At 62.9% G+C, this 17738-nt stretch carries 17 protein-coding genes; 7 read left to right on the top strand and 10 right to left on the bottom strand.

All coding sequences use genetic code 11. The features are described 5' to 3' along the window. The first annotated feature begins 25 nt into the window (after positions 1–25). From HKX24_RS02365 to HKX24_RS02395, 7 genes are all read left to right on the top strand, one after another. Positions 26–673, top strand: a complete 648-nt coding sequence (locus HKX24_RS02365; protein WP_067268191.1) for a paraquat-inducible protein A — start codon at positions 26–28, stop codon at positions 671–673. Then, positions 631–1290 carry a paraquat-inducible protein A gene (locus HKX24_RS02370; protein ID WP_271693873.1) on the top strand — a complete coding sequence of 220 codons (660 nt, stop codon included), beginning with the start codon at positions 631–633 and terminating at the stop codon, positions 1288–1290. The genes HKX24_RS02365 and HKX24_RS02370 overlap by 43 nt, the downstream gene beginning before the upstream one ends. After that, positions 1283–3367 (top strand): MlaD family protein, encoded by a 2085-nt coding sequence (locus HKX24_RS02375; RefSeq protein WP_271692740.1) that lies wholly within the window; start codon positions 1283–1285, stop codon positions 3365–3367. Before HKX24_RS02370 ends, HKX24_RS02375 begins: the two co-directional genes overlap by 8 nt. A 3-nt stretch (positions 3368–3370) precedes the next feature. Further along, positions 3371–3937 (top strand): ABC-type transport auxiliary lipoprotein family protein, encoded by a 567-nt coding sequence (locus HKX24_RS02380; RefSeq protein WP_271692741.1) that lies wholly within the window; start codon positions 3371–3373, stop codon positions 3935–3937. Between the two features lie 122 nt (positions 3938–4059). Then, a complete protein-coding gene (locus tag HKX24_RS02385) occupies positions 4060–4533 on the top strand; it encodes a MarR family transcriptional regulator (protein ID WP_276153780.1) in 474 nt (157 codons plus the stop codon). A 41-nt stretch (positions 4534–4574) separates the two neighbouring features. Beyond that, positions 4575–5816: an efflux RND transporter periplasmic adaptor subunit gene (locus tag HKX24_RS02390; RefSeq protein WP_271692743.1), complete on the top strand. Its 1242-nt coding sequence runs from the start codon at positions 4575–4577 to the stop codon at positions 5814–5816. Beyond that, positions 5813–8944: an efflux RND transporter permease subunit gene (locus HKX24_RS02395; protein ID WP_276153781.1), complete on the top strand. Its 3132-nt coding sequence runs from the start codon at positions 5813–5815 to the stop codon at positions 8942–8944. Before HKX24_RS02390 ends, HKX24_RS02395 begins: the two co-directional genes overlap by 4 nt. A gap of 37 nt (positions 8945–8981) precedes the next feature. Here HKX24_RS02395 and HKX24_RS02400 read toward each other — a convergent pair whose 3' ends face one another. The 10 genes from HKX24_RS02400 to HKX24_RS02445 form a co-directional block, all read right to left on the bottom strand. Further along, positions 8982–9446 (bottom strand): PTS sugar transporter subunit IIA, encoded by a 465-nt coding sequence (locus HKX24_RS02400; protein ID WP_067630567.1) that lies wholly within the window; start codon positions 9444–9446, stop codon positions 8982–8984. A 40-nt stretch (positions 9447–9486) separates the two neighbouring features. Then, complete coding sequence (raiA, locus tag HKX24_RS02405) at positions 9487–10053, bottom strand: ribosome-associated translation inhibitor RaiA (protein ID WP_067267651.1); 567 nt, start codon at positions 10051–10053, stop codon at positions 9487–9489. Between the two features lie 308 nt (positions 10054–10361). Beyond that, entirely contained in the window at positions 10362–11120 is a 759-nt protein-coding gene (gene lptB, locus HKX24_RS02410) for an LPS export ABC transporter ATP-binding protein (RefSeq protein ID WP_136720275.1), read from the bottom strand. Further along, positions 11117–11611, bottom strand: a complete 495-nt coding sequence (gene lptA, locus HKX24_RS02415; protein WP_271692745.1) for a lipopolysaccharide transport periplasmic protein LptA — start codon at positions 11609–11611, stop codon at positions 11117–11119. Before lptA ends, lptB begins: the two co-directional genes overlap by 4 nt. A gap of 5 nt (positions 11612–11616) precedes the next feature. Beyond that, a complete protein-coding gene (gene lptC / locus HKX24_RS02420; protein ID WP_209216978.1) occupies positions 11617–12225 on the bottom strand; it encodes an LPS export ABC transporter periplasmic protein LptC in 609 nt (202 codons plus the stop codon). 6 nt (positions 12226–12231) lie between these two features. Further along, positions 12232–13200 carry a KpsF/GutQ family sugar-phosphate isomerase gene (locus tag HKX24_RS02425; RefSeq protein ID WP_271692746.1) on the bottom strand — a complete coding sequence of 323 codons (969 nt, stop codon included), beginning with the start codon at positions 13198–13200 and terminating at the stop codon, positions 12232–12234. Continuing rightward, positions 13197–13811, bottom strand: a complete 615-nt coding sequence (locus HKX24_RS02430; protein ID WP_271692747.1) for a ribonuclease H-like domain-containing protein — start codon at positions 13809–13811, stop codon at positions 13197–13199. The genes HKX24_RS02425 and HKX24_RS02430 overlap by 4 nt, the downstream gene beginning before the upstream one ends. Positions 13812–13865: 54 nt before the next feature. Next, the gene (locus tag HKX24_RS02435; protein WP_271692748.1) at positions 13866–14645 is read right to left on the bottom strand and encodes a PaaX family transcriptional regulator C-terminal domain-containing protein; all 780 of its coding nucleotides are present in this window, start codon (positions 14643–14645) and stop codon (positions 13866–13868) included. Continuing rightward, the gene (gene paaZ, locus HKX24_RS02440; protein WP_271692749.1) at positions 14635–16659 is read right to left on the bottom strand and encodes a phenylacetic acid degradation bifunctional protein PaaZ; all 2025 of its coding nucleotides are present in this window, start codon (positions 16657–16659) and stop codon (positions 14635–14637) included. Before paaZ ends, HKX24_RS02435 begins: the two co-directional genes overlap by 11 nt. Before the next feature lie 10 nt (positions 16660–16669). Beyond that, a complete protein-coding gene (locus tag HKX24_RS02445) occupies positions 16670–17734 on the bottom strand; it encodes a 2Fe-2S iron-sulfur cluster-binding protein (protein ID WP_271692750.1) in 1065 nt (354 codons plus the stop codon). Between the last annotated feature and the right edge of the window lie 4 nt (positions 17735–17738).

Here is a 17738-nt window from a genome sequence, read left to right on the forward strand (position 1 = left end):
GGACGGCATCATATATGCGTTCAGAATGGATCGCCCCGACACCCCCCTTGCCGAATTGCCCATGGACGAATTGATCGTCTGTCCGCAATGCGACGCCGTCTATCGGCTGCGCCGCCCCGCCCACGGGGAGCGGGCGAGTTGTGAGCGGTGCCATACCGCCCTGATCACGCCCCGCAGGAACGCCGGGTTGCAGATCATCGCCGTGGCGGTGGCGGTCATGGTCTTGATCATCGGGGCGGCGGTCTTTCCTTTTCTCACCATCGACGCGGCGGGGGCCAGCAACGCGGTATCGGTGCTGGATGCAGCGCTTGCCTTTTCCGGCGGGCCGATGATCCTCTTGTCGCTGGCCACGGCGGCGCTGATCTTTTTCATCCCGCTCTTGCGGGTGCTGCTGACGCTCTATGTGCTGATCCCCGTGGTGCTGGATCGCCCGCCCGCGCGCCATGCCGTCGCCGCCTTTCGCCTGTCGGAGGAACTGCGCCCTTGGTCGATGGCCGAGGTTTTTGCCATCGGCTGTGCCGTGGCGCTGGTCAAAGTGGCCGATCTGGCCGATGTGGGCTTTGGCCCCGCGTTTTACATGTTCGGCGCGTTGGTGATCCTCGTCATCGCGCAGGACAGATTCTTATGCAAATGGTCCGTATGGAACTCTCTGGAACATCCCAAGACATCGTGAGCGCACGGGAGTTGGGCATCGTGGCCTGCACCCGCTGTAACAAGCCCGCGCCGATGGGCACGGAGCTTTGCAGCCGCTGTGGCAGCAAGCTGGTCTCGCGCGATCGGATGAGCCTTCAGCGTGTCTGGGCGTTCTGGACGGTGGGGCTGATGTGCTACATCCCCGCGAATACCTATCCGATGCTCAAGACCCGCACGCTGTTTCAGGTCGAGGAAAGCACGATCATTGGCGGCGCGGTGGAACTGGCGCAATATGGCAACTGGGGGATCGCCCTGATCATCCTCTTCGCCTCTGTCGCCATTCCGTTGGCCAAATTCATGGCCGTGGCCTTTCTTGCGATCAGCGTGAAGCGGCGCTCGGTCACCTCGCAGCGCCAGCGGCATTACCTTTACGAAGTGGTTGAGTACATCGGGCGCTGGTCGATGATCGATATCTTTGTGGTTGCGATTTTGTCGTCTCTGGTGCAACTCAAGACACTGGCCGCCATCAATCCCGGTACCGCGAGCATCTTTTTTGCCCTCTCCGTGATCTTTACCATGCTGGCGGCACAAGCGTTCGACACCCGCATGATCTGGGACGCTCAGACCAAGGACGAGGGCCCAAAAACCAATGACTAAGACGCCTCCCGACGTACCGATTTCCCCGACCCGCAAGATGTTTCTCAGCGGGGCCTCGGTGATCTGGATCATCCCGATCCTCGCCTTGATCGTGGCGCTTTTCGTGGCCTATCGGTCTTATAGCGAGCGCGGCCCGGTGATCGTCGTGGAATTCGAAGAGGGCGCGGGTATCTCTGCTGGCGAGACCGAGTTGCGCTTTCGCGATGTGACGGTCGGGGTGGTCGAGAAGGTCGGCTTTACCTCGGGTTTGGACCGGGTGACGGCGCATATCCGCGTCGACAAGGACGTGGCGCCTTATATCGACAATGGCGCGGTCTTCTGGGTCGTGCAGCCCGAGGTCACGGCACAGGGCATCACCGGTCTCAGCACGGTGCTGAGCGGTGTCTATATCGAAGGGTCTTGGGACCAACAGGTCGGCCCCGCGGCGGAGCGCTTTCAGGGATCGTCGACTGAGCCGTTGATCCGCGGCGGCCAAGGCGGGCTTGAGATTGCCTTCCGCTCCACCGCAAACGGGCATCTGACCGACAATGCGCCGATCCTTTACAAGGGCATCGAAGTGGGCCGCGTCGGCTATGCCAAGATCGCCCCGCGCGGCAACTACGCCATTGTCGAGGCACTGATTTTCGAAGAGCACCGCCAGCTGATCAATGAATCCACCCGCTTTTGGGACGCATCGGGCTTTAGCGTCAACATTGGCCCCGCGGGGGCCGAGATCGACTTTTCCTCGTTGGCGACCCTCGTTGGCGGCGGCATCACCTTTGACACTTTCGTCTCGGGCGGGGCGCAGGTGTCTGACGGCACGGTGTTTGAGATTTACCCCGACAAGGAAACCGCGCGGAACTCTGTCTTTAACGCCTCCGAGGTCGATCCGCTGAAGCTGAGTGTCGTGTTCGACGACAACATCTCGGGTCTGATCGTCGGCGCCCCGGTTGAGATGAGCGGGCTGGAGATCGGTGAGGTCGAGACCTTGTCGGGGCTGGTGGATTTCGAACGTTTCGGCGACAGCCGCGTCCGGCTGAACGCCATCCTGTCGATCCAACCGGCGCATCTGGGGATGCAGGACGATGTGACCGCCGAAGCCGCTTTGGCCTTCCTGAAGGAGCGTGTGGAAGACGGGCTGCGCGCGCGGCTGGCCTCGGCCAGCCTGCTGACCGGTGGTTTGAAGGTTGAGTTCGTGGCCGTCGAAGACGCGCCTGAAGCTTCGTTGAACGAGACGGAGAATGGCCTTGCGCTGATGCCGACCACGGAAAGCGATGTCTCCGATGCGGCGGCCACAGTCGAAGGGGTCTTTACCCGGATCAACAGCCTGCCGATTGAAGAGTTGCTCAACAGCGCGATCACCTTCCTCAATTCGGCAGAGGCTTTCGTGTCGGACGAAGACCTGCGCGAAACCCCGCAGGACGTGCGCACCCTTTTGGGCGAATTGACCGGGCTGGTCTCTTCCGAAGAGGTCAAGAACGTGCCCGTCGCCCTGAACGGCACGCTGGTGCGGATCGAAGAATTGGTGGCCCAGCTTGAGGAAGAGCGGATTGCCGAACGGCTTTCCGCCGCGCTTGAGGGCGCGTCGGATGCGGCCAATGCGGTGTCCTCCTCGGTCGAAGGCGTGCCGGAGTTGGTGGAGCGCATTCAGGCGGTGGCGGCCAAGGCCGAAACGCTTGAGGTCGAAGAACTGGTCGTCGCACTCACCGACCTCACCGAATCCGCCGATGCGGTGATCGGTACCGAAGATGCGGTGGCCCTGCCGGGCGCATTGAAGCGCGCCTTGGACGAATTGAACGCCACATTGGAAGAGCTGCGCGAAGGCGGCGCGGTCGAGAATGTGAACCGCACCTTGGCCTCGGCCCGCAACGCGGCGGACAATATTGCCCTCTCGGCCCAAGACCTGCCGCAGGTGGTCGAGCGTTTGACCGCGCTCTTTGCCCAAGCCAGCCGCACCATCGAAGGCTATAATCAGGGTGAGCAGCTGAGCCGCAGCGCCGAACGCACCCTGCGCGACATTCAGAAAGCCGCCGATGCCCTTGCATCTTTGGCGCGGACCATCGAACGTAACCCCAATTCTCTATTGCTGGGACGGTAAAGCATGAATGTTGCAAGACCTCTGATCACCCTCGGCCTGCTGGCAGCCTTGGCGGCCTGTGGCGGCGCTGCTGAGCGTTTCACCGTGCGCGCCCCGGCGGTCACGGAAAAGACTTCGATCGCTTTTAGCTCGGTTGAGGTGCGCGATGTGTCCCTGCCGACCTATGCCGCCGCCGAAGAGATTTCGCTGCAGATGGCCGACGGCAGTCTGGTCAGTTCAACCGATGTGCTGTGGGCCGATGCCCCCGAACGGGCCGTGGCGCTGGAGCTGAGCCAGAACCTCGCGCGGATGACCGGGCGGCGCATCGCATCCGAGCCTTGGCCGTTCGAAGCCTTCCCCGATGCCCGACTCGAAGTGCGCTTTGCCGAACTGGTGGCCACCGAAGCGGGGGAGTTCCGCGCCTCCGGTCAGTATTTCGTGGCCGTCCGCGATGACCGGCGGGAGCGGTCGGGCCTGTTTGACCTCAGCGTGCCGTTCAATCCCGAAGGTGGGGCAAACGCCATCGCCGCGGCGCGGGGGCAACTCGTCCTTGATCTGGCCCGCTATATCGCCCGGAACGGGTTGAAGTAGGGTCGAGCGCCGGAAGTCTACCGGCGACGCGCTTTGTTCCGTCTGTTCGGAAAATTCTGAATAGTCTTGATTTGTGCCTCGCCTTGTCTATCTACCGTCAACGCGCCTGCCGTGGACGGGGAATGATGGATAGCACTGACCAGATCGACCAAGTCCGCGATGACTTCATCACCCGCATGGGCGTCGTCGCCATGGGCGAGGGGTTGCCGCGCATGGCAGGGCAGGTCTTTGCCATGCTGGTTTTCGAGGGCGAGCCGATTGCCTTCGGCGCGCTGTCGCGCCGCCTTTCCGTGAGCCGCGCCACGATCAGCACCTCCATTCGCCTGCTCGAAGAGCGGGGCTTGATCCGGCGTGTGAACAAGACCGGCGACCGGCAGGATTACTTCCAACTCGCCGATGACGCCTATGCCGCGATGACGAAATATGCGCTGGCAGGGACCCGCCATGCCAAATCCGAGATTAACGATACGATCCGCAAGCTGCCCGAAGAGGCCGAAGGGGTGCGCCAAAGGCTCGATACTTTCGCCGCCTTCTATGACACGATCAGCGCCGCGCTTGATGACGTAGCAATCCGGGTGAGCAAGCCCAAGAATTGACGCGCGCCTGATCACAGGGCCGCGGTGATGGAGTTCGATCAATGAGTGACACATCTCAAGAGCGCCAGACGCTTTCATTCGACAGCGATGCCGGCTCGAAACGGTCGAAGTTCATCGCCGGTGGGATCGCGCTGTTGATCGCTCTTTGGATGGGCAGCGGCTATATTATCCCCTCCGAAGAGACCGAAGAAGCCGCGCCTGCGCCCATTGCTCCCGAAGCGGTGACGGTGGCCGTGCGCGGCTCTCAGGCGGATAGCGTGACGCAGGTCTTCGTGGCCGAAGGGCAGGCCCTGCCGGACCGCGATACGATGGTCCGCGCCGAAGCGGGTGGGGAGATTGCCGAGGTGCTGGTCGCCAAGGGCGATGCGGTCGAAGCGGGCGCGTTGATCGCGCGGCTCAGCACCACGGCGCGCGATTCCGATCTGGCCCGCGCGCGTGAGGAATTGAGCCGCGCACAGCGCGAATACGACAATGCCCAAGCGCTGCTGGACCGCGGCGTCTCGACCGTGGACCGCGTGAGCCAAGCGCGCGCGACCTTGGCCGCCGCTCAAGCCTCGGTCACTGCCGCCGAAGAGGCGCTGAACAACACCGAAATCCGCGCCCCATTTCCCGGCCGGTTGGAGATGTTGGACATCTCAGCCGGAGAGTTCGTGTCGACCGGTGAGGAAATCGCGCGGCTGGTCGACAACACGCCACTGACGATCCAAGTGCAGGTGCCGCAGCAATCGCTCAAAGACATCGAAGAAGGGCAAGATGCCGAGGTCGTCTTCATCACCGGGACAGAGGCGCAGGGCAAGGTGCAGTTCGTCTCCAGCAGTGCCAGCGCCGAAACCCGGACCTTTACCGCCGAAGTCAGGGTCGAAAACGCCGATGGGGCGATTCCCGCAGGCATTTCGGCCCGCGTGCGCATCCCTACGGGCGAGACCCGCGCGCATTTCGTCTCTCCGGCGATCCTGTCCTTGGACACCAATGGTACCTTGGGCGTCAAAACGGTGAACGGTGACAATAAGGTCGTGTTCAACAAGATCGCCATTGTGCGGGCCCAGACCGATGGTATCTGGATCGCGGGCCTGCCGGATGAGGCCCAGATCATCACCATCGGGCAGGGTTTCGTGAATGATGGCGAGACGGTCAATCCGCAGCCCGAAACCAGCGGCGAAAGCGAAGATCAAGCGCAGCCCATGGCGGGCGTGCCAGAGATTGACGAGTTGGAAGAACAACCGACCGGAGATGGCCAGATCACCGGTAGCGCCGAAGCCGCCCAGCCGGAGCAGGTGGAATGAACACGCTGATCGACGCCGCTTTCAGCCGCGCCCGCGTGGTGATCCTGAGCTTGGTGATGATCTTGGCCGTCGGGGCCTATGCCTATGTCGGCATTCCCAAGGAAAGCTCGCCCGAAATTCCGATCCCGACGCTTTATGTCTCGACCTCTCTTGAGGGAATCTCACCCGAGGACAGCGAGCGGCTGCTCGTGGAACCGCTTGAGACCGAACTTAGCGCCATCACCGGGCTGAAGCAGATCACCTCGAACGGGGCCGAAGGCCATGCTTCGGTGCAGTTGGAGTTCGAGCCGGGGTTCGATTCCGATGAGGCGCTCGACAAGGTGCGCGAGGGCGTGGACCGTGCCAAGTCGGACCTGCCCGAAGACGCCACCGACCCGGTCGTGACCGAGATCAACACGGCGCTTTTCCCGATCCTAACCGCGATCCTCTCCGGCCCGGTGCCGGAACGGACGCTCAACTCCATTTCCGAAGAGTTGAAGGACGCGATCGAAGGGCTGTCCGGCGTGCTTGAAGTCGATGTCGGGGGGGAGCGGACCGAGCTTTTGGAGGTGCTGATCGACCCTACGGTCTTTGAGACCTATAACATCTCTTTCGAAGAGCTGATCAGCCAGATCAACCGCAACAACCGCCTGATCGCGGCGGGGGCGATTGAAAGCGGCGCGGGGCGGCTGGTGCTCAAGGTGCCGGGGCTGATCGAGAATGTCGAAGACGTTATGTCTCTGCCGATCAAGGTGCGCGGCGATACGGTGGTGACTTTTGCCGATGTCGCCACGATCCGCCGAACCTTCAAAGACCCGACCGGCTTCGCCCGGATCGACGGCCAGCCCGCGCTGGCGCTTGAGATCAAGAAACGCTCGGGCGCGAATATTATCGAGACAGTCGCGGCGGTGCGCGAATTGATTGACGAGATGCGCGCGGAATGGCCCGACAGCATCACCGTCAAATACACCCAAGACGAATCTGAGCAGGTCCAAGACATGCTCAGCGATCTTGAGGCCAATGTTATCGCGGCGGTGATCCTTGTGATGATCGTAATTGTCTGGGCCTTGGGCGTCCGCTCGGCCCTGCTGGTGGGCTTGGCGATTCCGGGGGCCTTCTTGGCCGGGGTCACGGCGCTTTGGGTCATGGGCTATACGATGAACCTTGTGGTGCTCTTCTCGCTGATCCTTGTGGTGGGGATGCTGGTGGACGGGGCCATCGTGACCACCGAACTGGCCGACCGACGCCTACAAGAGGGGCATTCGCCCCGTGCCGCCTATGCCCATGCCGCCAAGCGTATGGCATGGCCGATCATCGCCTCAACGGCGACGACGCTCAGCGTGTTTTTCCCGCTGCTGTTCTGGACCGGCACGGTGGGGGAGTTCATGAAATTCCTGCCCATCACGGTGATCCTGACCCTGACCGCATCGCTTTTCATGGCGCTGGTCTTTATCCCCGTCGTTGGCGGGATTATCGGCAAGCGCCCCCCGCAATCGGCCAAGGACAAGGCGACGCTCCATGCCGCGGAACAGGGCGACCCGCGTGACCTGAAGGGCTTTACCGGCGGCTATGTCAAACTGCTGCAATTCGCCATCCTGCGCCCGTGGATGACCCTGATCCTTGCCATCTCCATGCTGATGGGCGGCTTTACGGCCTATGCGCAATTCGGCAACGGCATCACCTTTTTCCCCGATGTAGAGCCTGATTTTGCGCAGGTGCAGGTGCGTGCGCGGGACAATTTCTCGATCTACGAACAAGACGCGCTGGTGCGGCAGGTCGAACAGCGCCTCTTTGCCTATGACGAGATCGCCAGCGTCTATGCCCGCACCGGCAGCAGCAACCGCGACAGTGCCGATCTGATCGGCACCATTCAGGTTGAGTTTACCGAGTGGGACGAACGCCGCCCCGCCGCCATCATTGGCGAGGAAATCCGGACCGAGATGGCAGCCATTCCGGGGATCGACGTGCAGGTGCAGACCGCCTCGAACGGCCCCTCGGCGGGCAAACCCGTCAATTTGCGGATCGAGGCGCATGACCCGCAGGTGCAGCAACAGGTGGTGGATCAGATTCGCGAGAAGATGGCCGATATCGGCGGTTTCACCGATGTGACCGACTCGCGCCCCCTGCCGGGGGTGGAATGGCGCATCGCCGTGAACCGGTCCGAGGCCGCGCGGTTCGGGGCCGATATCTCGACCCTGGGGCAGGCGGTGCAACTACTGACACGGGGCATCACGGTCGCGGATTACCGGCCCGACGATGCCGAAGGCTCCATCGACATCAATGTGCGCTTCCCCTCCGATGAGCGCACGCTGGAAGAGTTGCAATCGCTGCGCGTGCCGACCTCCGCAGGGCTGGTGCCGATCTCGAACTTCGTGACGTTCGAGCCGAGTCCGCGGACCGGCACGATCACGCGGGTGGATCAAGAGCGGGTGGTCACGATCGAGGCCAATGTCGCGCCCGGTGTCTTGGTGAACGACCAGACCGTCGCGCTGCGCAGCGCGATCGACGCGATGGACTTGCCGCCGGGTGTCGAAGCCTCCTTCGCCGGGGAGGCGGAGGACCAGCAGGAATCGATGATCTTCCTCGTCGGCGCCTTCGTCACCGCGATTTTCCTGATGTTCGTGATCCTCGTGATCCAATTCAACAGCTTTTACCAAGCCTTTGTCGTCATGTCGGCCATCGTCTTTTCGATCGCCGGGGTGCTCTTTGGCCTGCTGATTACCGGACGGCCCTTCGGGGTGGTCATGGGCGGCATCGGGGTCATCGCGCTGGCGGGGATCGTGGTGAACAACAATATCGTTCTGATCGACACCTATAATGACCTCAAGAAACTGGGGCTGTCGCCGCTGGAAGCTGCCTTGCGCACCGGGGCGCAGCGTTTGCGGCCTGTGGTCTTGACCTCGGTCACCACAGCGCTTGGCTTGATGCCTATGGTGATCGGCCTCAACATCAACTTCTTCACGCGCGAGATCGTCTATGGCGCGCCTTCGACCCAATGGTGGACCGAGCTGAGTTCGGCCATCGCGGGCGGTCTGGTGGTCGCTACCGTGCTGACGCTGGTGGTGACACCGGCGATGTTGATGCTGGGAGAGAAGAAAGCGAAACGCGCCGAGCCGACCCCGCCAGAGCCGGAACCGGTCGCCGTCTAGCGCAGGGTCAGGTGGCCGAAGGTCAGGCAGCCCAAAATCAGGCGGCCTTATCGGCCTTGTCTTCAGTCAGGATGGTGTAAAGCGTGGCCGGGTCGGGGTTCGACCGCAGCTTGGTACAGATGCTGGTGTCGCGCAGCGTGCGGGCCACCAGTGCCAGCGCTTTGAGATGCTCCACCCCCGCATCTTCGGGGGCGAAGAGGGCAAAGGCCACGTCGACCGGCTGACGGTCGACCGAAGAGAAATCAATCGGCTTGTCCAACAGCACGAAGGCACCGACGACCTTGTCGATCCCGTCCATCCGCGCGTGGGGCAGAGCAACGCCATGGCCCACGCCGGTCGGCCCAAGGGTTTCGCGCGTCATCAGCGCATCTACCACTTGGCCGGCCGGCAGCCCATAGGCTTGCTGGGCGAGTTCGCCGATATCCTGCATCAGACGCTTCTTGCTCGAAGCCGAAGTCAAAACCTTCACGGCCTCTGGCTTGAGGAGTTTGCCGAAATCCATTCCGCTCGCCCTGCTCTGTGGCGGAAGTTACCGCCGTGGGTTACGAAGGGTCGATCCAGCCGATGTTGCCGTCTTCGCGGCGGTACACGACATTCATCCCTTCCTGGCCTTCCTTGCGAAACAATAGCACCGGATCGCCTGACAATTCCATTTGCATCACCGCTTCGCCGACAGACAAAGTTGGCACCTTCGTCTGCATCTCTGCAATGATCATGGGTTGGAGGGTATCAGGTTCCTGCGCATCTGAATCGCTGTCTGACGCGAGGATATAGGAGGACGCCCCCAGAAGTTCAACCGGTTCGGCGCGTTCTTTATGATGGTCTTTCAGGCGGCGCTTGTAGCGGCGCAGCTGCTTCTCCATCTTTTCGCAGCAGCTGTCGAAGGCGGCGTAGATCTCTGTCGCCTTGGCCTTGGCCGACGCATTAAGACCGGTGGAAAGATGCACGGTCGCCTCGCAGGCAAATTCGTGGCCCGTTTTGGAAAACACCACCATCGCATCTGTCGGGCGTTCGGCATATTTGCTGACCGCCTCGTCCAGTTCGGTCCGGACATGTGTCCGAAGCGCGTCGCCAATGTCGATCTGTTTGCCACTGATCTGATACCGCATATCGTCTCCTTGTCTTTCTTGTTCCGAACATTGCCAAACGGTCCACATGCGTGGAGCGCGACAACTTTCAGATATGGAGGAATGGCGCTGCGACCAGGATGATTTTGACCGTTCCTTCGCGGGAAGGGCGATGCAGGATCAAACAGGAACGCGATGTCACCATAGCTCAATGAGGCCGCGTTTCGGTTTGAAAGTCAATGGCGCCGATGCGCGCGCTATCCTTTTATCGCTACAATCAGAGCGGTTTTCCGCATCATGCGAGCAAGGCTTCGCCGAGGGCTGGCAGGCCCGGAAAAACGCGCTAAGTCTTAGGAAATACGGAAATTATCGCCAAGGTAGACGCGGCGGACATTCTCGTTTTGCACAACTTCTTCGGGCGTTCCGGACATCAGAACTTTGCCCTCATGCAAGATATAGGCGCGATCTACGATCTCTAGGGTTTCGCGCACGTTGTGGTCGGTGATCAGCACCCCGATGCCGCGTTTCTTGAGGTCGGCAACCAGTTGCCGAATGTCCCCGACCGAGATCGGATCGACCCCGGCAAAGGGTTCATCAAGCAGCAGATAGTTCGGGTTGGCGGCCAGACAGCGGGCGATTTCCACCCGGCGCCGCTCCCCACCCGATAGCGCCAGGGCAGGTGCGCGGCGCAGGTGTTCGATGGAAAATTCGGTCAGCAACTCTTCCAACCGTTCGCGGCGCTGGTGGCGGTGTTTGACCCGGATATCGAGGATCGCGCTGATGTTGTCCTGCACCGACAGCCCGCGAAAAATGCTCATCTCCTGCGGCAGATAGCCGATGCCAAGCTGCGCGCGGCGGTACATGGGCAGGGTGGTCACATCTTTGCCGTCCACGGTAACGCGCCCGCCCTCGGGCGTGACCAGACCGGCCACCGCGTAGAAAGTGGTCGTCTTGCCCGAGCCGTTCGGCCCCAAAAGCGCCACGACCTCCCCCCGGTCAAGCGCCATCGAAAAGTCGCGGATCACCGCTTTCTTGCGGTAAGACTTGCGCAGATGCTGAATGCGCAGGCCGGAATCGCCCCCGGCGACTTTCAGTTCAGGCGGCATCAGTTGTCGCTGCCGGGCTGCAAAATGGTCTTCACGCCGCCCGACATCTGCGCCGTGCCGTCGTTCAGGTTCACCGTCATTTCCTGCGCGCTCAGCGCACTGGGGCCTTGGGTCATCAGCACATCGCCGCGCATTACCAAGGTGCCTGCGTCGATGTCGTAGTCGGCGCGCTGCGATTCAGCGGCGTCCTCACCCGCGACCAAGACCACGCCGCCGGTGGCCGCCAGCTTGGCGATGCCCTGATCCGAGGCGCGATAGACGACCTCGACCTTCCCGGCGGAGAGGGTCATTTCGCCCTGAGAAATCAAAACATTGCCCGTAAAGACGGCGGTGCCCGTTGCATTGTCGACCGACAGGTTATCGGCGGTCACTTCGACGGGTTGGCTGGTGTCTTGCTCAAGCGCGCCGAAGGCGACATTGGCAGATTGTGCAGAGACAGGGGCGGCCTGCAGCGCGAAAAACAGCGGCAGCATCAAAATAAACAAATGTCTCAAGGCAGTTACTCTTTCGTTGCTTGCGGCGTGTATATCAGTTTCACACCCTTTGTGAAAAGCAATTGCGATCCGGCGCTGTTCTGCCGGTTGGTGATGGCCATGCTGCCGGCGGTGATCTCGCCCGCGGGGCTGGTGGCGCGCACCGGGCCGGGCGATTGCAGGTCCAGCGTGGTGAGGTTCGAGATCATCCGCTCGGACAGGATTTCGTAGCCGGTTGAGGTGCTAACCCGCACATCGCCCGCCAGTTCCGCTTCCTCAGCCCCAGTGTCGAACCGCCCGCTGTTGGAGTGCAGCGTGATTTTGGAGCCGCCTTCTAGGTCCAGCGTCGCCTCGATCTCTTCGGCCTCATTTGTGCCCGTCTCCCCGCCGGGAGTGGTCAGCTTTTCGGCAGAGAAAGAGATCAGATCGCCATCCGCGGTGGTGCCGGAATAGAAGGGGCCGGTGATCTGTTGGTCGCGCAGCCGTTCCTGAACCTCTTTATCCGCGAAAGGGATCACGGCCTGCGGTTCAATCGCCCGCGACAGCAGGAACAGGGTCGATAGCAGCGCGAGCGCGATCAGCGGAAAGAGCACTTTCAGCCACGACACGACACGAGAGTGGCGATCCCCCTTCATCCTGCGTCACCCCAGCCCGACGCGTAGGCAGTCGTGGATATGCAGCAGCCCGATCGGCGATTTGCCGTCGTTCTGGGCGGGGTCGGTCACGATAAGGCAGGTGATCTTGCGGTTGTTCATCACGCCCACGGCCTTTTCGGCCAATTCGTCGGGGGTGATGGTCACGGGCGCGGGGGTCATGACATCGCGTGCGGTCATGGTCATTAAGCCATCCAGATGCCGGGCGAGGTCACCCATGGTGATGATCCCGGCCAGCGCGCCGTCCGCATCGGTGACGCAGACCACGCCAAAGCCCTTGCGGCTGATCTCGCTTAGCGCCTCGGGCATCGGGGCGTCGGCAGTGACCAGCGGCAGCTTATCGCCCACATGCATCAGATCGGCCACGCGGCTCAGCCTTGCGCCCAGCTTGCCGCCGGGGTGGAAGTCGCGGAAATGCTCGGCGGTGAAGGCGCGGTTCTCCATCAGCGCCACGGCCACGGCATCGCCCATCGCCAGCGTCAGCGTGGTCGAGGTGGTGGGCACCACGCCGGTGCCGCAAGCCTCTGCCGTGCGGGGCAGTTCGAGCACCACATCGCTATGGCGGCCAAGGCTGCTTTCGGGGCGGCTGGTGATGCCGATGAGCGGAATGGCATAGCGGCGCGAATAGGCGATGAGGTTGGCAAGCTCCGGCGCTTCGCCCGAGTTGGAAATCGCCAGCACCACATCGGCGGCGGTGATCATGCCCAGATCGCCGTGGCTCGCCTCGGCCGGGTGCACGAATTGCGCGGGCGTGCCGGTGGAGGCCAGCGTCGCCGCGATTTTATTGCCGATATGGCCCGACTTGCCGATGCCGGTGACGATCACCCGGCCCTTGCAGGTGCGCATCAGGTCAACCGCGGCGCGAAAGCGGTCATCAAGGCTGTCGGCCAGCAGCGTCAGCGCGTCGGCTTCGCAGCGGATCACCCGGCGGGCGGTGTCGAGGAAAGGTGTGTTCATGCGTGTGCGAAGATGTCCGTATCCGGCCATCCCTCCAGATCCAGCCGCGCGCGCATGGGCAGGAAATCGAAACAGGCCTGCGCCATGTCCATCCGGCCTTCGCGTATCAGGCGTTTGTTAAGTTCATCGCGCAGCCGGTGCAGGTAAAGCACGTCAGAGGCGGCATAGTCGATCTGCGCTTGGGTCAGCTCTTCGGCCCCCCAATCGCTGGATTGCTGCTGTTTCGAGATATCGACGCTCAGAAGTTCTTGGCAAAGCTTCGCCAGCCCGTGCCGGTCGGTATAGGTGCGCACCAATCGGCTGGCGATCTTGGTGCAATAGACCGGCGTCGCGGTGGCGTCAAAGGTGTTGCGCATCGCGGCAATGTCGAAGCGGCCATAGTGGAACAGCTTCAGCACATGAGGATTCTCCAGCAGCGCGCAGAGGTTCGGTGCCTCGGTCTGGCCCTTGGCGACCTGCACCAGATGCGCGTGACCATCGCCGCCCGAAAGCTGCACGACACAGAGCCGGTCGCGATGCGGATGCAGCCCCATCGTTTCGCAATCAATCGCGACCATCGGCCCAAGGTCGAGGTCATCCGGCAGGTCATTCTGATAGAGGAAATTTGTCATGAGCACGTCTATATCGTGCTTGTCCGGCATGGGAAAGCGGGGCTTTGCGCCGCGTCAGGCGGTGGCCAGATCCTGCAATGCGGGGCGCGGGTAGCGGCGCAGAAGGCGGTCGACCAGCAGATGGCAGCGGTAGCCGGGCCATTCGGGGCGGATCAGCCCGCCGGGCAGGGTGGGATGCTTTAGCACCAATCGCCGCCAATTGTGCACGATCAGGCAGCGCAGCACGGCGACGTCTAGGGCTGTGAATTGCTCTGGGTCGGGAAGTTCGGCATCCAAGCCGGTAAGGGCGACCAAGAGCGCGGCATAGTCGGCTTCAAGCTCGGCGGGTTCCACCGCGCGCCGCAGCCAATCGGGCGGCGGCGTGCCGGGCAGGGCAAGGCAGCCTTCGGGCGCGACGCTCTCGGCCCGTCCGACATAGGCGCGGGGCAGGGCGGAGATGAAACCCGCGCCGCGCAGGGCGCTGTCGGTCTCGCGGCCGTTCTCTTCGGTCAATACCATTTGCCAAGGCTCGGTCAGCTCTGGCGGTGCGGCATAGATGCGCGGGCTGGCGGCGGCGCTTTCCGCGCGGCCTTGGGCGGTCAGGCTGTGCTGGCTGATCCGTCCCACCTTGTGCGACTGTAGCCAGCCGTCATTGCGCAGCCGGTGCAACGCCACGCGGCTTGCCTCGGGCCGCACATCGAGCGCGGCCATGATCTGCGACAGCACCGGACCGTCAATGGCGTCGCCCTCTCCTTGCGCCAGATCGCCGAAGAGGCTTACCATCAGCGACCAGACCCGCTGACCGCCAAGGCCCGCGAGTGCGGCAACGACCGCTGGCGTGTGGTCAGACGGCATTCATCGTCAGCAGGTCGTATTCGGCGACCGCTTCCTCGCGCTGATTGGTGAGGGTCACATGCCAGCGCACCTCGCCGTATTCCTCGTTGCGCGGTGTCTTGTGCTTGACCGAGAGCCGCACCTTGATGCTGTCACCCGCCGAGACCGGTTCGAGGAACCGCAAGTTGTCGAGGCCGGTGTTGGCCAGCACCGGACCGGGGTCGGGCTGCACGAAGAGGCCCGCGGCAAAGCTCAAGAGCAGGTAGCCATGGGCCACGCGCCCCGGGAAGAAGGGGTTCGCCTTGGCGGCCTCGTCATCCATGTGGGCATAGAAGGTATCGCCGGTGAAATGGGCGAAGGTCTCGATATCCTCGAGCGTGACCTCGCGGCTGGGCGAATGGAAAGTCTCGCCCAGATCAAGCTCGGTGAAGCGGCGGGTGAAGGGATGTGCGCGGTCGGTGATCTCCTCGGCACCCGGCACCCATTGCTTGCCGATGGCGGTAAGGATGTCGGGGCTGCCCTGCACCGCGGTGCGTTGCATGTAATGCATCACGCCGCGCACGCCGCCCAACTCTTCGCCCCCGCCCGCGCGGCCCGGGCCGCCGTGCACCATATGCGGCAGCGGAGAGCCATGACCCGTGGCCTCAGCCATAGATTTACGATTGTTAAAGTAGAGCCGCCCGTGGAAGGCCGCGGACCCCATGGTCAACGCGCGCGCGACCTCGCCGTCGTTAGTGATGATCGAAGCCACCAGCGAGCCTTGGCCGCGGTTCAGAAGCTGGCTCGCGTGGGACAAATCGCGGTAGGGCATGAGGGTGGAGACGGGGCCGAAGGCCTCGGTGTCATGCACCCGCTCGGCAGCGTCGGGATCGGCGCAGTGGAACAGCATGGGCGGGAGGAAGGCGCCCTTGTCCCGGTCCGCGCCCTTCACGGTGAAGTTGTCGGGGTCGCCGAAGACCCGCTCGGCCTCGGCGCTCAGCAGCCCGACTTTTTCCAGCACGTCGCGTTTCTGGCTGCCCGAGACCAGTGCGCCCATGCGCGTGTCCTCGGCGCGGGGATCGCCGATGGTGGTCTTAGCGAGACGCTCGGAGAGCGCCGCGATCACCGCGTCGACCTGCGCCTGCGGCACCATGATGCGGCGGATGGCGGTGCATTTCTGCCCCGCCTTGGCGGTCATCTCGCGCTGCACTTCCTTGACGAAGAGGTCGAATTCGGGCGTCCCCGTCAGGGCATCGGGGCCGAGGACGGAGGCGTTGAGGCTGTCCTGCTCGGAGGTGAAGCGCACCGAGTTTTCCATGAGCTTCGGATTGCCACGGAGCTTCAGCGCGGTGTCGGCGGAGCCGGTGAAGGCCACGGCATCCTGACAGCCGAGCAGGTCTAGCATATCGCCCAAGCCGCCGCTCACGAATTGCAAAGCACCCTTCGGCAGCAGCCCGCTGTCGAGCATCAACCGCACGCAATGTTCGGTGACGTAGCAGGTGGCGGTCGCGGGTTTCACGATGGCCGGAACGCCGGCCAGCAGCGTCGGGGCAAGCTTTTCCAGCATGCCCCAGACCGGGAAGTTGAAGGCATTGATATGCACGGCGACACCCTGCAGCGGCGTGCAGATATGCCGCCCCATGAACTGCCCCTCGCGGCCCAGTTGCTCGGGTGCGCCGTCGAGGTAGACATGCGCATCCGGCATCTCGCGACGGCCTTTGGAGGCGAAGACCAGCATGGTGCCGATGCCGCCATCGACGTCGATCTTGTGGTCCGAGAGCGTGGCGCCGGTGTCGTAGCTCAGGTCATAGAGCGCCTGTTTGTGCTCCATCAGGTGCAGCGCCAGCGCCTTCAGCATGCGCGCGCGGTCGTGGAAGGTTATGGCGCGCAGGGCAGGGCCGCCGTGCTCGCGGGCGAAGCCCAGCATGGCGCCCGCGTCCAGCGCGTCGTTGCCTGCCTGCGCGATCACCTCGCCGGTAATGGCGCTGGCGATGTTGCGGGCGCCGGCCCCGGGGGCCAGCCATTCGCCGGCGGCGTAACTGTGGATATCGCGCATGTCGGCTCCTTCAGTGGGTGTCGTAGTCGATGGTGAGTTTGTCGCTCAGCGGGTAGGACTGGCAGGTCAGCACGTAGCCGCGTTCGACCTCGTAATCCTCCAGCGCGTGGTTCGAGATCATCTCGACCTCGCCTTCCAGCACCTTGCCCATGCAGGTCGAACAGACCCCGGCCTTGCAGGAAAACGGCGCCTCCTGTCCGTTCTCCAGCGCCGCTTCGAGGACCGACTGGCCCTTCTGCATGGTGAAGCTGCGCCGCGCGCCGTCGATGATGACGGTGATCTCGGTGCCCTTCTGGCCCTCGCTGCGTTTGGCCATTTCCTGTTTCGCCAAACGGCCCTGCTGGCTTTCGCTGAAGAGTTCGAACTTGATCTGCTCGTCGGTCAGCCCATTGGTCTTCAGCGCCTCGGCGATGGCCAGCATCATCGGCTCCGGCCCGCAGATGAAGGCGGTGTCGATGGAGTCGATCTGGATCCAGTGCTTGAACAGCGCGTCGCATTTGTCCTGATCGACGCGGCCCTCGAAAAGCTCCATGTCCTGCCCGGATTCGAGGATATGGATCACCGTCAGGCGGCCCATGTAGCGGTTCTTGAGGTCTTCGAGTTCCTCGCGGAACATGATCGTGTTCACCGCACGGTTGGCATAGACCAGCGTGAAGGTCGACTGCGGCTCGCGTTTCAACACCGTCTTCAGGATCGACAGTACCGGGGTGATGCCCGAGCCGCCCGCGAAGCCGAGGTAGTTCTTGGCAACCTCCGGTTCGATCGGGGTGAAGAACTTGCCCTGCGGCGGCATGGCGTGCAGCACGTCGCCGACCTTGAGCTCGGTATTGGCATAGGTCGAAAAGGCCCCGCCATCGACGCGCTTGATCCCGACCTTTAACTCGCCATCGTCCAGACCTGCGCAGATCGAATAGTTGCGGCGCAGCTCGGTGCCGTCGAAATCCTGCTTGAAGGTCAGGTACTGGCCTTGTGTGAAGGCGAAGGCGTCGGGGTCTTCCGGCTTCAGCGTCAGCACCACGGCATCGCGGATGGTGTGATGAATGTCGGTGACGGTGAGGGGGTGGAACTGGCTCATCGGG

Origin of the sequence: Sulfitobacter sp. M85, assembly GCF_029285915.1 — a bacterium.
In the GTDB taxonomy this organism is placed as follows: domain Bacteria; phylum Pseudomonadota; class Alphaproteobacteria; order Rhodobacterales; family Rhodobacteraceae; genus Sulfitobacter; species Sulfitobacter faviae.

What these genes read in the sequence shown, in the direction of transcription:
- HKX24_RS02365 (WP_067268191.1), top strand. Translation starts at nt 26, where the DNA reads ATGGATCGCCCCGACACCCCCCTTGCCGAATTGCCCATGGACGAATTG.
- HKX24_RS02370 (WP_271693873.1), top strand. Translation starts at nt 631, where the DNA reads ATGGTCCGTATGGAACTCTCTGGAACATCCCAAGACATCGTGAGCGCA.
- HKX24_RS02375 (WP_271692740.1), top strand. Translation starts at nt 1,283, where the DNA reads ATGACTAAGACGCCTCCCGACGTACCGATTTCCCCGACCCGCAAGATG.
- HKX24_RS02380 (WP_271692741.1), top strand. Translation starts at nt 3,371, where the DNA reads ATGAATGTTGCAAGACCTCTGATCACCCTCGGCCTGCTGGCAGCCTTG.
- HKX24_RS02385 (WP_276153780.1), top strand. Translation starts at nt 4,060, where the DNA reads ATGATGGATAGCACTGACCAGATCGACCAAGTCCGCGATGACTTCATC.
- HKX24_RS02390 (WP_271692743.1), top strand. Translation starts at nt 4,575, where the DNA reads ATGAGTGACACATCTCAAGAGCGCCAGACGCTTTCATTCGACAGCGAT.
- HKX24_RS02395 (WP_276153781.1), top strand. Translation starts at nt 5,813, where the DNA reads ATGAACACGCTGATCGACGCCGCTTTCAGCCGCGCCCGCGTGGTGATC.
- HKX24_RS02400 (WP_067630567.1), bottom strand. Translation starts at nt 9,446, where the DNA reads ATGGATTTCGGCAAACTCCTCAAGCCAGAGGCCGTGAAGGTTTTGACT.
- raiA (WP_067267651.1), bottom strand. Translation starts at nt 10,053, where the DNA reads ATGCGGTATCAGATCAGTGGCAAACAGATCGACATTGGCGACGCGCTT.
- lptC (WP_209216978.1), bottom strand. Translation starts at nt 12,225, where the DNA reads ATGAAGGGGGATCGCCACTCTCGTGTCGTGTCGTGGCTGAAAGTGCTC.
- HKX24_RS02425 (WP_271692746.1), bottom strand. Translation starts at nt 13,200, where the DNA reads ATGAACACACCTTTCCTCGACACCGCCCGCCGGGTGATCCGCTGCGAA.
- HKX24_RS02430 (WP_271692747.1), bottom strand. Translation starts at nt 13,811, where the DNA reads ATGACAAATTTCCTCTATCAGAATGACCTGCCGGATGACCTCGACCTT.
- HKX24_RS02435 (WP_271692748.1), bottom strand. Translation starts at nt 14,645, where the DNA reads ATGCCGTCTGACCACACGCCAGCGGTCGTTGCCGCACTCGCGGGCCTT.
- paaZ (WP_271692749.1), bottom strand. Translation starts at nt 16,659, where the DNA reads ATGCGCGATATCCACAGTTACGCCGCCGGCGAATGGCTGGCCCCCGGG.
- HKX24_RS02445 (WP_271692750.1), bottom strand. Translation starts at nt 17,734, where the DNA reads ATGAGCCAGTTCCACCCCCTCACCGTCACCGACATTCATCACACCATC.